This window comes from Amycolatopsis lexingtonensis (assembly GCF_014873755.1).
Classification (GTDB): Bacteria; Actinomycetota; Actinomycetes; order Mycobacteriales; family Pseudonocardiaceae; genus Amycolatopsis; species Amycolatopsis lexingtonensis.
Map to the genome: position 1 here is coordinate 5,025,449 of NZ_JADBEG010000001.1, position 12,369 is coordinate 5,037,817.

The 12,369-nt window shown below is 70.1% G+C and carries 14 protein-coding genes; 6 read left to right on the plus strand and 8 right to left on the minus strand.

All coding sequences use genetic code 11. The features are described 5' to 3' along the window. Positions 1-9 precede the first annotated feature (9 nt). Positions 10-951, minus strand: coding sequence for an aa3-type cytochrome oxidase subunit II (gene ctaC, locus H4696_RS22440; RefSeq protein ID WP_169734972.1), 942 nt, complete (start codon positions 949-951; stop codon positions 10-12). Between the two features lie 184 nt (positions 952-1,135). On the opposite strand from ctaC, the gene asnB reads away from it, so the two are divergent. After that, positions 1,136-3,070 carry an asparagine synthase (glutamine-hydrolyzing) gene (asnB, locus tag H4696_RS22445; RefSeq protein WP_086859640.1) on the plus strand — a complete coding sequence of 645 codons (1,935 nt, stop codon included), beginning with the start codon at positions 1,136-1,138 and terminating at the stop codon, positions 3,068-3,070. Positions 3,071-3,148: 78 nt separating this feature from the next. Here the strand turns inward: asnB and H4696_RS22450 are convergent, their stop codons facing one another. Further along, the gene (locus H4696_RS22450) at positions 3,149-4,141 is read right to left on the minus strand and encodes a carbohydrate kinase family protein (RefSeq protein WP_086859638.1); all 993 of its coding nucleotides are present in this window, start codon (positions 4,139-4,141) and stop codon (positions 3,149-3,151) included. 148 nt (positions 4,142-4,289) lie between these two features. Between H4696_RS22450 and H4696_RS22455 the strand changes: the two genes are divergently transcribed. Then, complete coding sequence (locus tag H4696_RS22455) at positions 4,290-4,460, plus strand: hypothetical protein (RefSeq protein ID WP_169734971.1); 171 nt, start codon at positions 4,290-4,292, stop codon at positions 4,458-4,460. 69 nt (positions 4,461-4,529) lie between these two features. On the opposite strand, the gene H4696_RS22460 is transcribed toward H4696_RS22455, so the two are convergent. Then, positions 4,530-4,907: a HesB/IscA family protein gene (locus tag H4696_RS22460; protein WP_086859636.1), complete on the minus strand. Its 378-nt coding sequence runs from the start codon at positions 4,905-4,907 to the stop codon at positions 4,530-4,532. Positions 4,908-5,052: 145 nt separating this feature from the next. Between H4696_RS22460 and H4696_RS22465 the strand changes: the two genes are divergently transcribed. Both H4696_RS22465 and H4696_RS22470 read left to right on the plus strand, forming a co-directional pair. Further along, positions 5,053-5,700 (plus strand): DUF3043 domain-containing protein, encoded by a 648-nt coding sequence (locus H4696_RS22465; RefSeq protein WP_086859634.1) that lies wholly within the window; start codon positions 5,053-5,055, stop codon positions 5,698-5,700. 266 nt (positions 5,701-5,966) lie between these two features. After that, complete coding sequence (locus H4696_RS22470) at positions 5,967-6,956, plus strand: aldo/keto reductase family protein (protein ID WP_086859632.1); 990 nt, start codon at positions 5,967-5,969, stop codon at positions 6,954-6,956. Here H4696_RS22470 and H4696_RS22475 read toward each other — a convergent pair. From H4696_RS22475 to H4696_RS22485, 3 genes are read right to left on the minus strand one after another with little or no spacing between them, the layout of a single operon-like run. Next, positions 6,953-7,165, minus strand: coding sequence for a hypothetical protein (locus tag H4696_RS22475; protein ID WP_086859630.1), 213 nt, complete (start codon positions 7,163-7,165; stop codon positions 6,953-6,955). The two genes, H4696_RS22470 and H4696_RS22475, sit on opposite strands and share 4 nt — an antisense overlap. Then, complete coding sequence (locus H4696_RS22480) at positions 7,158-8,000, minus strand: phosphoribosylaminoimidazolesuccinocarboxamide synthase (RefSeq protein WP_086859628.1); 843 nt, start codon at positions 7,998-8,000, stop codon at positions 7,158-7,160. Before H4696_RS22480 ends, H4696_RS22475 begins: the two co-directional genes overlap by 8 nt. Beyond that, positions 7,997-8,746 (minus strand): GntR family transcriptional regulator, encoded by a 750-nt coding sequence (locus H4696_RS22485; protein WP_086859626.1) that lies wholly within the window; start codon positions 8,744-8,746, stop codon positions 7,997-7,999. The genes H4696_RS22480 and H4696_RS22485 overlap by 4 nt, the downstream gene beginning before the upstream one ends. A gap of 137 nt (positions 8,747-8,883) precedes the next feature. Between H4696_RS22485 and H4696_RS22490 the strand changes: the two genes are divergently transcribed. Next, entirely contained in the window at positions 8,884-9,327 is a 444-nt protein-coding gene (locus H4696_RS22490; RefSeq protein WP_086859624.1) for a hypothetical protein, read from the plus strand. Here the strand turns inward: H4696_RS22490 and H4696_RS22495 are convergent. Beyond that, positions 9,324-10,010: an IspD/TarI family cytidylyltransferase gene (locus H4696_RS22495; RefSeq protein WP_086859622.1), complete on the minus strand. Its 687-nt coding sequence runs from the start codon at positions 10,008-10,010 to the stop codon at positions 9,324-9,326. The two genes, H4696_RS22490 and H4696_RS22495, sit on opposite strands and share 4 nt — an antisense overlap. A gap of 75 nt (positions 10,011-10,085) precedes the next feature. Between H4696_RS22495 and cobT the strand changes: the two genes are divergently transcribed. Then, the gene (gene cobT / locus H4696_RS22500) at positions 10,086-11,162 is read left to right on the plus strand and encodes a nicotinate-nucleotide--dimethylbenzimidazole phosphoribosyltransferase (RefSeq protein WP_086859620.1); all 1,077 of its coding nucleotides are present in this window, start codon (positions 10,086-10,088) and stop codon (positions 11,160-11,162) included. A gap of 64 nt (positions 11,163-11,226) precedes the next feature. Here the strand turns inward: cobT and H4696_RS22505 are convergent, their stop codons facing one another. After that, positions 11,227-12,330, minus strand: coding sequence for a branched-chain amino acid aminotransferase (locus H4696_RS22505; protein WP_086859618.1), 1,104 nt, complete (start codon positions 12,328-12,330; stop codon positions 11,227-11,229). Positions 12,331-12,369 lie beyond the last annotated feature (39 nt).

The following is a 12,369-nucleotide window of genomic DNA, read 5'->3' on the forward strand; positions in this document are numbered from 1 at the left end:
CTGGCCGCGTCAGTTGGACGCGGTGCGGGCCGTGCGGTCGGTGTTGAACGGCTGGGTCGTGACCGCGTGCGGGGTGCACAGCTCGCCACAGTTCATCTTCGCCAGCGCCTCGGCGGCGGTGAACGCCTGGCCGGTCGCCGGGTTCGTCTGCTTGCGCAGCGCGATGTACTGGTCGTACTTGTCCGCCGAGAGCGCGCGGACCTCGAAGTTCATCACCGAGTGGTACGTGCCGCACAGCTCCGCGCACCGGCCGACGAAGGAGCCTTCGCGGTCGATCTTGTTCTGGAACGAGCTGTCCTGGTTGTTCTTGTCCGGGTTCGGCATGACGTCCCGCTTGAAGTGGAACTCCGGGACCCAGAAGGAGTGGATGACGTCGGTGGAGATCAGGTCGTACTGGATGGTCTTGCCCACCGGGAGCACCAGGAGCGGGATCTCGCCGGAGGAGCCGACGGTGCTGACCTGCCGGCCGTCCGCCTTCTTCGCCGATTCGTCCTCGTACTTGAACTCCCAGTTCCACTGGAAGGCCACGACCTGGACCTTGACGTCCGGGTTCGGGATCTTGTCCAGGACCTTCGACTCCGTCGTCGCGGTGAAGAAGAACAGGACGCAGACCATGATCGTCGGGACGACGACCGTGAACAGCTCGAGCGGGATGTTGTACTGGAACTGCCGGGGCAGCTCCTCCGGCTCGCCGTCGACCGTCTTCTTCTTGCGGTGGAACGTCGCGGTCCAGAAGATCAGGGCCCACACGATGACACCCACGACCAGCGCCGCGACCACGGTCCAGGTCCAGAGGTTCCGCATCTGGTTCGCCTGCTCGGTGACACCGACCGGCCAGCCGAACCGCAGGATCTCGTCGCCGGAGCACCCCGTCGCGGTCAGCGCGACCAGCACGGCCAACGCGGCGACGCGCACGGTCCGCTTACCCAGGGTGCGCTCGGGTTGTCCCACTGCGCCTCGCCCTTTCACCCAGAGCCTCCTACGACAGATCTTCGTGACAGGCGGAGCCTAGCCGAGTTGGCCTACTCCGCTGACCAAGGGGTAACCCCTGACGCGCGTGGTACTCGCCACGACCGGCCCGGCATACTGGGCGCTTCCCAGCCCCGCGAATACCCCTGAAGGTGTGTGAGTACCCGTGTGCGGCCTGCTTGGACTGATCTGCGCGACCGAGACCGGCGCGGCCAACGCGCGTGACGCCGTCGGCGCGGCCATGCGCTGCCAGCGCCACCGCGGCCCCGACGAGCAGGACACGTGGGCCGACGCCGAGGTCGTCTACGGCTTCAACCGGCTCGCGTTCATCGACGTCGAGCACGCGCACCAGCCGCTGGTCTGGGGCCCGCCGGAGGCGCCCGGCCGGTACACGATGAACTTCAACGGCGAGATCTACAACTACCGTGAGCTGCGCGAAGAGCTCGCCGCGCAGTACGGCGCGAAGTTCGAGACCGAGGGCGACGGCGAGGCCATCGTCGCCGGCTTCCACTACCTGGGCGCCGACTGGGTCAAGCGCCTGCGCGGCATGTTCGCCTTCATGATCTGGGACTCCCAGGAGAAGCGCGTCTTCGGCGCCCGCGACCCGTTCGGCATCAAGCCGCTGTTCTACTCGGCCGGCCCCGGCGGCGTGGCGTTCTCCAGTGAGAAGAAGAGCCTGCTGGAGCTGTCGGACGTCCTCGGCGTCGCCCAGGAGCTGGACCGGACGGCCCTGCAGCACTACCTGGTCCTGCAGTACGTGCCCGAGCCCGAGTCGCTGCACACCGCGATCCGCCGCGTCGAGTCCGGCACGTCGTTCGAGGTGGTCCCCGGCGGTGAGGTGAAGTTCACCCGCTACTTCCACCCGCAGTTCAGCGCGAAGCCGGTGAACACGCAGGCCGAGGCCGAGGAACTGCACCAGCGCATCGCCGATGTGATGCGCGACTCGGTCGGCAAGCACATGATCTCCGACCCGGACGTCACGGTCGGCGCGTTCCTCTCGGGCGGCATCGACTCCACGGCCACCGCCACGCTGGCCAAGGAGCACAACCCGAACCTGATCGCGTTCACCACCGGGTTCGAGCGCGAGGGCTACTCCGAGGTCGACGTCGCCGCCGAGTCGGCCGCCGCGATCGGCGTGAAGCACGTGGTCCGGACGGTGTCGGCGGACGAGATGATGGAGGTGCTGCCGCTCATCGTCTGGTACCTCGACGACCCGGTGGCCGACCCCGCGCTGGTCCCGCTGTGGTTCATCGCCCGTGAGGCCCGCAAGCACGTCAAGGCGGTGCTGTCGGGCGAGGGCGCGGACGAGCTGTTCGGCGGCTACACGATCTACAACGAGCCGATCTCGCTCGCGCCGTTCGAGAAGATCCCGGGCGGCATGCGGAAGCTCATCGGCAAGGTGTCGACGAAGATCCCCGAGGGCACCCGCGGCAAGGACCTGCTGCGCCGCGGCGCGCTGCCGCTGGAGGACCGCTACTACGGCAACGCGCGCAACTTCCGCGACGACCAGCTGCGCAACGTGCTGAAGACCTACCAGGAAGGCGTCGGCTTCAAGGACGTCACGGCACCCTGGTACGACGTCTCGCGCGGCTGGGACCCGGTGGCGCGCATGCAGCACGTCGACCTCTACACGTGGCTGCGCGGCGACATCCTGGTCAAGGCCGACAAGGTCACCATGGCGAACTCGCTGGAACTGCGGGTGCCGTTCCTCGACGCCGAGGTGTTCAAGGTCGCGGCGTCGATCCCGCTGGACCAGAAGCTGGCGCACGGCACGACGAAGTACGCGCTGCGCCAGGCACTGGCCAAGATCATCCCGGCGCACGTGCTCAACCGCCGCAAGCTCGGCTTCCCGGTCCCGATCCGGCTGTGGCTGCGCAACGAGATGTACGACTGGGCCAAGGGGATCATCAACGACTCCCGGACCGAGGAACTGCTGGACAAGAAGGCGATCCTGGCGCTGCTGGAGGAGCACAAGGCGGGTCAGCTCGACCGCAGCCGCCAGCTGTGGGCGCTGATCGTGTTCATGCTGTGGCACGGCATCTTCGTCGAGCACCGCATCAAGCCCGAGGTCCCGGAGCCGGTCTACCCGGTCAAGCTCTGACCCGCTGAAAAGCCGTGAAGGCCTCCTTACCGGCTTTTTTGACCGGTAAGGAGGTCTTCACGGCTTTCGGGCGTTGGGTCAGGCGGCGGGGAGGACTGCCGAGATCTCGTCGGCCGCGTCCGGGCCGAAGGCGTCGCCGATGCGGGCCAGGGCGTCCGCGCGGTCGAACGTCCACTCCTGGGTGCCGACGGTCTCCAGCACCAGCACGGCGATGAGCGAGCCCAGCTGGGCCGCGCGCTCGACGTTCAGGCCGCCGTCGAGACCGGCCAGGAAGCCCGCGCGGAAGCCGTCGCCGACGCCCGTCGGGTCGGCCTTCGCGCGCTCGGGGACCGCGCCGATCTGCAGGGCGGTGCCGTCCTTGCCGACGATCTCGACGCCCTTCTCCCCCAGCGTCGTGATCCGCATGCCGACCTGCGCGAGGACGTCGGCCTCGGTCCAGCCGGTCTTCTGGAGCAGCAGCTCCCACTCGTAGTCGTTGCTGAACAGGTACTTCGCCCCGGCGACGAACGCGCGGGCCTGCTCACCGCTCATCCGGGCGAGCTGCTGCGACGGGTCGACGGCGAAGGCGTACCCGCGCTGGCGGCACTCCTCGGCGTGGCGGACCATGCCCTCCGGGTCGTCCGGGCTGATCAGCACCAGGCTGAGCGCGCCGGCGCGCTCGGCGATCGGCTGCAGCTCGATGTTGCGGGACTCGGCCATCGCGCCCGCGTAGAACGTCGCGATCTGGCAGAGGTCCTCGTCGGTGGTGCAGACGAACCGCGCGGTGTGCGCGACCTCCGACACGTGCACGCCGGAGGTGTCGACACCGTGGCGCTCCAGCCAGGAGCGGTAGTCGGCGAAGTCGGCGCCGACGGCACCCACGAGGACCGGCTGGACGCCGAGCACCCCGAGACCGAAAGCGATGTTGGCGCCGATGCCGCCGCGCCGGACCACGAGGTCGTCGGCGAGGAAGCTGAGGGAAACCCGGTGCAGCTGCTCCGCGACCAGCTGCTCCGCGAACCTGCCCGGGAAGTGCATGAGGTGGTCGGTCGCGATACTGCCGGACACCGCGATCCTGGCCCTGTCTGCCACCGGCTGCTCCTTTGTGTTCGACCTCACGGCAAAAGGCGCGAAGTTACCCCCGGGTCATGACCCATCCGGGTAGTTCGCGCACGCCCAGCCGACACTACCGGCTGGTACTCCTAGTCCAGTCGAATCGCGATCAATAGCGTTACGAATCGTGAACGCCGTCACCGAACCCGAGACCCTGTCCGAGCTGATCGCCGACTGCGCGCAGATCCCGGAGACCTTGCAGGCCGAGAGCCTGCCGCTGCCCCGCGTCACGGCCAAGCCGTGGCAGGTGGACGAGGCGTGCCACGCCCAGGTGGCCGAGCTCGACGCCTACGTGTAGATCCGCAGAGACGAAGAAGGCCCCGCCTCCCACTCAGGGGGGACGGGGCCTTTCTCGTGGCGCTTCGGCTCAGTGGAACGAATCGCCGCAGGCGCAGGAGCCGGTGGCGTTCGGGTTGTCGATCGTGAAGCCCTGCTTCTCGATCGAGTCCACAAAGTCGATGACGGCTTCCGAAACGTACGGCGCGCTCATCCGGTCCACGGCGACCTTGAGGCCGTCGAAGTCGCGGAACAGGTCGCCGTCGAGCGTGCGCTCGTCGAAGAACAGCTGGTAGCGCAGGCCCGCGCAGCCACCGGGCTGGACGGCGATGCGCAGGTGCATGTCGTCGCGGCCCTCCTGCTCGAGCAGGGCCTTCGCCTTGGCAGCCGCGGCGTCGGTCAGCGTGACGCCGTGGGTCTCTTCGGCGGTCTCGGCCTGCGTCGCGCCGGCGTGCTCAGCGGTCGTCATGGCACTCCCTCTAGGTTCGAACTCACTGCGGATACTCCTCGTGCTGACGTCTTCAACACCCGGGGAGTCCGTTCTGTTCCCCACCATGGTCGCACATCGATCGACCTGGTGAACGGCGGCGTGACGCCTGCAATACCCTGGTGAGGTGAGGTTCCTGCGCCGAAGCACCACAGACACCGCCGCCGACGAGCCGGAGTCGACGGACGCCGTCGACGTCGCGGGCAAGTCGTTCACGCCCGGTAAGGGCAAGGCTACGCCCAAGCGCCGAGACGCGGAGGCGAAGCGGCGCGGCCCGGTGGCGCCGCCGCCCACCACCATGCGTGAGGCGATGAAGCGCAACAAGGAACTGCGCAAGTCGAACCCGCAGACGAAGGAAGACCGCCGCGCGGCCGCCAAGCTCCGCCGCGACCGCATGATGGCGGGCGACGACAAGTACCTCCTCCCCCGCGACCGCGGCCCGGTGAAGGCGTACGTCCGCGACCTGGTCGACACCCGGCGCAACCTGCTGGGCCTGTTCATGCCGCTGGCGATCGTGGTGTTCCTGGCGCTGCTGGTCCCGCTGCCCCAGGTCCAGTCGTACATCACGCTGCTGTGCACGGCGATGCTGCTGGTGATGGCGATCGAGGGCTTCGTCAACGGCCGGAAGATCGCGAAGCTGGTGCGGGAGAAGTTCCCGAAGGAGACCGTGAACGGCCGGTCCATCGGCTGGTACGCGTTCGTCCGGGCCTCTCAGATCCGGCGGCTGCGGGTGCCGAAGCCGCGGCTGAAGCCGGGCGACCCGATCCCGAACTGAGCCGGTTGTGAGAAGCCGGGTGGAGCGAGCCTCCACCCGGCTTCTTGCTGTCCACGATGAGCGCCGACCCCTGACTGCCCGACCACGGCGCGCGCTGGCGGGCCCGCCCGGAGAGGCCTGCCCGCCGCGCAGAGGTCTTGAATGAGTCATTCAGGTCCTCGGAGGTCCTGAATGACTCATTCAAGACACCGCAGCGCGCCGGAGCGAGGCTGGAGTCACTCCAGGATCGTTAGCAAAGCAAACGATTACCGCCTAAGCTCACCCCCATGGAGTTTCGTCGTCTCGGCCGCAGCGGCCTCAACGTCAGTGAGATCTCGTACGGGAACTGGCTCACCCATGGTTCCCAGGTCGAGGAAGACCAGGCCCACGCCTGCATCAAGGCCGCGCTCGACGCCGGCATCACCACCTTCGACACCGCCGACGCCTACGCCAACACCGCCGCCGAGTCGGTGCTGGGCCGCGGGCTGAAGGGGCAGCGGCGGGAGAGCCTGGAGATCTTCACCAAGGTCTACTGGCCCACCGGTCCCAAGGGCCCCAACGACAAGGGCCTGTCCCGCAAGCACATCATCGAGTCCGCGAACGCGTCGCTGGAGCGGCTCGGCACCGACTACGTCGACCTCTACCAGGCGCACCGGTTCGACCGGACCGTCCCGCTGGAAGAGACCATGCTCGCCTTCGCCGACCTCGTCCGCCAGGGCAAGGTGCTCTACGTCGGCGTCTCCGAGTGGACCGCCGAGCAGATCAGCCGCGGCGCCGCCCTCGCGCGCGAGCTGAAGGTGCCCTTCGTCTCCAACCAGCCGCAGTACAACATGCTCTGGCGCGTCATCGAGGACCAGGTCATCCCCGCCTCCGAGCGCGAAGGCCTCAGCCAGATCGTCTGGTCGCCGATCGCGCAGGGCGTGCTGACCGGCAAGTACAAGCCCGGCCAGGACTACCCCGCCGGCTCGCGGGCCACCGACGAGAAGGGCGGCGCCAACATGGTCGCCCGCTTCCTCGACGAGAACGTCCTCAAGCGCGTCGCCGAGCTGGAGCCGCTCGCCAAGCAGGCCGATCTGAGCCTCGCTCAGCTGGCCGTCGCGTGGGTGCTCCAGAACCCGAACGTCGCCTCCGCGATCATCGGGGCCTCGCGCCCGGAGCAGGTGCACGAGAACGTCAAGGCCGCCGGCAAGAAGCTCGACGCCGACCTCATGCGGGCCATCGACGACGTCCTCGGTGACGTCGTGGAGCGCGACGCCACCCTCACCAAGAGCCCCTAGTCCTGGTTGATCCGGGCCTGGAACGGCACCCCGAGGTCGAACGCGTCCTCGGGGGCCGTCCGGGGCTGAAGGCCGAAGCCGCGCAGGAGGCGGCTGGCGCCCGCCAGCCGGTCGCCTCCTCGCCCGGGGATCCGCGACGGCGCGAGGCCGTGCGAAACCAGCAGCGTCTCGACCTCGTCGATCAGCCGGTACGGGTCGAACTCACCCACGGACCCAGGTCTTCCCGGTGATCCGCTCGTAGACCTCGGTGTAGCGCTGCCGCGTCTGCTCGACGATCTCCGCCGGGATCTCCGGCCCGGGCGGGGTCTGGTCCCAGCCCGTCGACCGCGACCAGTCGCGGACGAACTGCTTGTCGAACGCGTGCTGCGGGCGGCCCGGCTCCCACTCGTCGGCGGGCCAGAACCGCGACGAGTCCGACGTCAGGACCTCGTCGCCGAGGGTCAGCGTGCCGTCGGCGTCGAACCCGAACTCGAGCTTCGTGTCCGCGATGATGACGCCCTGCTTCGCCGCGTGCTCCGCGCCCCGTGTGTAGATCTCCAGCGTCAGCTCGCGAAGCCGCTTCGCGGTGTCCTCGCCGATCTCGTTCAGGACCTCGTCGAAGGTCATGAACTCGTCGTGCCCGGTGTCGGACTCCTTGGTCGTCGGCGTGAAGATCGGCTCCGGCAGCTTGTCGCCCTCGAGCAGCCCCGGCGGCAGCGCGACGCCGGAGATCTTGCCGTCACGCTGGTATTCGCGCAGGCCCAGGCCGGCGAGGTAGCCGCGGGCGATGCACTCGACCTTGACCATCTTCAGCGGCTTGCACCGCATCGCGCGCCCGGCGAACTCCGCCGGCACGTCGGTGGTCGACACGACGTGGTTCGGCACGACCTCGGCCATCCGGTCGAACCACCACGCGGACAGCTGGTTGAGCAGCGCGCCCTTGTCCGGGATCAGCGTCGGCAGCGCCACGTCGTAGACCGAGACCCGGTCGGACGCGACCAGCAGGATGTCCCCGCCGTCGAGCTCGTACAGGTCGCGGACCTTGCCCGCGTGGATCTTCTTCATTCGCCGTCCTCAGTCGTGTACTCGTAGAAAACCCAGTGGTCGGGCAAGGCGGCGGATTCACCGTACTCGACGACCGTCCCGTCGGCCGCCAGGAAGGTGCTCCGGCCGAGCAGCACCGGCGCCCCTTCGGGCAGCCCCAGTTCGCCCGCCTCCTCGCCGCTCGCGCGGCCTGCCGCGTGCCGTTCCTCCGTCCGCACGATCCTGGTGCCCAGCCGGGCGGCCGCGTGGACCGAGGTGCCTTCGACGATCCGCTCCGCGACCAGCAGGGCCGGCGCCTTCGCCGACAGCGCGCCGTCGAACCACGACGTCGACGTCGACAGCGGCCGCGAGTCGGGCCCGTACGTGGTGCGCTGCCGCCGGATCGCCGGGGCGCCCTCTTCGAGGCCCAGCGCCGCGGCGGCGCGCTCGGACGCCGGCTCCAGGCCGGCCGCGCGGATCACCGCGTAGTGGCCCGGCGGGTAGATCCGCCCGGTGCGCGCCGAAGCGGCCGAGCGGTCGCGGGCCGTGCGGTGCAGGCCGCCCCGGTCGACGACCGTGCCGACGCCGCGCACGGGCCGCACCAGGCCCTGCGACCGCAGGGTGGCCAGCACCTTGGTGGCCGTCGCCATGGCGACGGCCCACGTGCGCGCGATCTCGCGCGCGGACGGCACGGTGTCGCCCTCCTGCAGCCGGCCGGACAGGATGTCTTCGCGGATCCGGCCCGCGATCTGCAGGTACGGCGGCTCTGGACGGTCGAGGGTGGGCACGGCAGCTCCTCACGGGGACTAACGCACAAGTGTTCTAGCACGCCGGGGTGCCGGGAACAAAGGCCTGATCAGAACCACCCAGGTGTACTAGTACACGCACTGGACTGTGCTCTAGTACGCAAGTTACCCTCGAAAGTGTGTCCCCGCCCACACCTCACACCGGATCCAGCGGCCAGGGCCTCGAGGAACTCCTCGAGGAGCTCCGGCGCCGCAAATGGGTGCTGCACCTGTTCGGCGGCCGCGAGGCCCCGGAGGTCTACGCGGCGGTGCACCGCTGGCCCACGTGCGCGGACGTCATCATCCTCCGCGACGAGCACCGGGCCAGCGCCTACCGGGTGCCGACCTTCCCGGGCACGGACGTGTTCAGCCCGCGGGTCGTCACCTGGCAGTACCACGCCACCCCGGTGTGGACGCTCCGCGCGGTGCTCACCCTCGCGGAGCCCGGCACCCCGGGCGCGCCGCTGCAGGCGCTGCGCCCGCAGCCGGACTGCGGGGTGCCGGCGGAACTGCGGCAGGACGTCACCATCCGGCCGACGAGCACGACGGAAGGGGACGACGGCGGCCCGCCCGCCTGCGCTTAGCGGGCGAGCAACCGCTCCGCGACCACGAGGTCGTGGGGGTACGTGATCTTGAGGTTCTCGGGAGCCCCCGGGACCCACCGGATCGGCAGGGAGGAGAACCGCTCCATGCACGAAGAAGTGTCGGTACCCACGAAGCCCTCGCGCTCGGCCTGTTCGTAGGCCTCGAGCAGCGGTCCGGCCCGGAAGCCTTGAGGCGTCTGGACTCGGATCGCGCCGGGCACCTGGGCGACCAGGTGCCCGGCATCCACCCCGACGACGTCGTCAGCGGCAAGGCCCGGCACAGCCCCCCCGTCCTCGCGTGTCCGGGCCAGCACCGCATCGACCAGCTGTGGGTGGACCAGCGGCCGGGCCGCGTCGTGCAGCAGCACGGCGTCGACCCGGCCGCCTGCTATCCGCGGGGCGAGGTGGCGCAGCGCGTTGAGCTCGGACGCCTGGCGCGTGTCCCCGCCGTGCACGATCTCGGCTTCGCCGGAGAACTCCGCGAGGACCTCGTCCGCGAGTTCCCGGTCCTGCGGCCGGATGACCAGCACCAGCACGCCGATGCCGGGCACCCGCGCGAACGCGTCCAGCGACCAGGCCACCACCCGGCGCCCGGCCAGCGGCAGGTAGACCTTGTTCAGCTTCGCGCCGACGCGGGTACCCGCGCCACTGGCCAGCACCACCGCGGCCGCCGTCGTCTCCACGAGCCGCGAGACTACCGGGACCCCCGCACCGGTAGGTTGGCCACAGCGTTGCCGCGGACCGAGAAAGGGCCTGGTGTGGAGCCGGAAAACATCGAGTTCCCCGAGATCACCCCGCCCGACGACCACGCCCGTTCGGCGGCGATCGCCCTGCACGACAAGCTGGTCAAGCCCGCGGGTTCGCTGGGCAGGCTCGAAGAGCTCGGCGTGTGGATCGCCGCGTGCCAGGGGCAGTCGCCGCCGCGGCCGTTCACGCGGCCGCGCGTCGTCGTGTTCGCCGGTGACCACGGCATCGCCGCGAAGGGTGTTTCGGCTTATCCCGCCGAAGTCACCGCGCAGCTGCTCGGCACGATGCTGACCGGTGGCGCCGCGATCAACGTGCTGGCCGCCGCCGCGGGCGCGAGCGTCCGCGTGGTCGACCTGGCCGTGGACACCGAGGCGCCGGCGACCCGGTCGATCGGCGAGTTCAAGGTCCGCCGCGGCTCCGGCTCGATCGACGTCGAAGACGCGCTGACCGACGCCGAGGCCAAGGCGGCGGTCCGCGCCGGGATCGCGATCGCCGACGCGGAGGTCGACGGCGGGGCGGACCTGCTGGTCCCCGGCGACCTCGGGATCGGCAACAGCACGCCGGCGTCGGTGCTCGTCGCGGCGCTGACCGGCAGCGAGCCGGTCGCCGTCGTCGGGCGCGGCTCCGGCATCGACGACAACGCCTGGATGCGCAAGGCGACGGCGGTCCGCGACGCCCTGCGCCGGGCCCGCGTGGTCCTCGCCAACCCCCTGGACCTGCTGCGCACGACGGCGGGCGCGGACATCGCGGCGATGGCGGGCTTCCTGGCCCAGGCCGCGGTCCGGCGGACGCCGGTGGTCCTCGACGGGCTCGTGGCGTGCGCGGCGGCGCTCGTCGCCGAAGACCTCGCCCCGGGCGCGCGCCGCTGGTGGGTGGCCGGGCAGCGGACGGCCGAGCCCGCGCACGCCCTCGCGCTGGAGCACCTGGACCTCGGGCCCCTGCTCGAACTCGACGTCCGCCTGGGCGAAGGTACCGGTGCGGTCACCGCGCTCCCGCTGCTGATGATGGCCGCCCGCGTCCTCGCCGAAACGGCCACGCACGAGCAGGCCGGCGTCTCCGGCCCCCTCATCACCGCCCCCGCCTCCTGAAAGTCCGTGAATGCCACATCGAGGGACACTTGGTCCCTCGATGTGGCATTCACGGACTTGGGGTTCAGCCGAGCTTGACCATCCAGTGGTCGGGGTCGGGGCGGGTGCCCTCCTGGATGCCGGTCAGCTCCTCGCGCAGCTTCATGGTGAGGACGCCGGGCTGCCCGTCGGCGATGGTGAACTCGCCGCCGGCGTGCTTCACGTGGCCGACCGGGGTGATGACGGCCGCGGTGCCGCAGGCGAACGTCTCGGTGAGCTCACCGGACGCCGACGCCTTCTCCCACTCGTCGGTGGAGATGCGGCGCTCTTCGATCTTGTAGCCGAGCCGCGAAGCCAGCTGCAGCAACGACTTGCGCGTCACGCCGGGCAGCAGCGAGCCGGTCAGCTCCGGGGTGACAAGGCGGGCGTTCTCGCCCGAGCCGAAGACGAAGAACAGGTTCATCCCGCCCATCTCCTCGACCCAGCGCCGCTCGACCGCGTCGAGCCAGACCACCTGGTCGCAGCCCTTCTCGACGGCCTGCGCCTGCGCGACGAACGAAGCCGCGTAGTTGCCCGCGCACTTGGCCGCGCCGGTGCCGCCGGGGGCCGCGCGCACGTACTCCGTCGACAGCCAGACGCTCACCGGCTTCACGCCGCCGGAGAAGTACGACCCGGCCGGCGACGCGATGACCGTGTACACGTAGTCGGCGGCCGGGCTGTTGACGCCCAGGCCGGTCGACGTCGAGATCATGAACGGCCGCAGGTACAGCGAATCGCCCTGGCGGGTGGGCACCCACCGGGCGTCGACGGCGATGAGCTCGCGCAGCGAGTCGATGAAGACGTCTTCGGGCAGCTGCGGCATCGCGAGCCGCTCGGCCGACTGGCGGAACCGCGCGGCGTTGGCGTCCGGGCGGAACGACGAGATCGAGCCGTCCGGCTGGCGGTAGGCCTTGAGGCCTTCGAAGATCGCCTGGCCGTAGTGCAGCACCGAGGTCGCCGGGTCGAGCGTGAACGGGGCGTACGGGCCGACCTGGGCGTCGTGCCAGCCCTCGGCCTTCGACCACTTCACGGTGACCATGTGGTCGGTGAAATATGTACCGAACCCCGGGGCTTCCAGTACCTCCGCGACACGGTCCGCGCTCGCAGGACTCGGGTGCGGGACAGGGGCGAACTGCGTCGTGGTCGTCATGGCTAGACGATACCCTTTGGTCGGACGCACGTTAGTCGG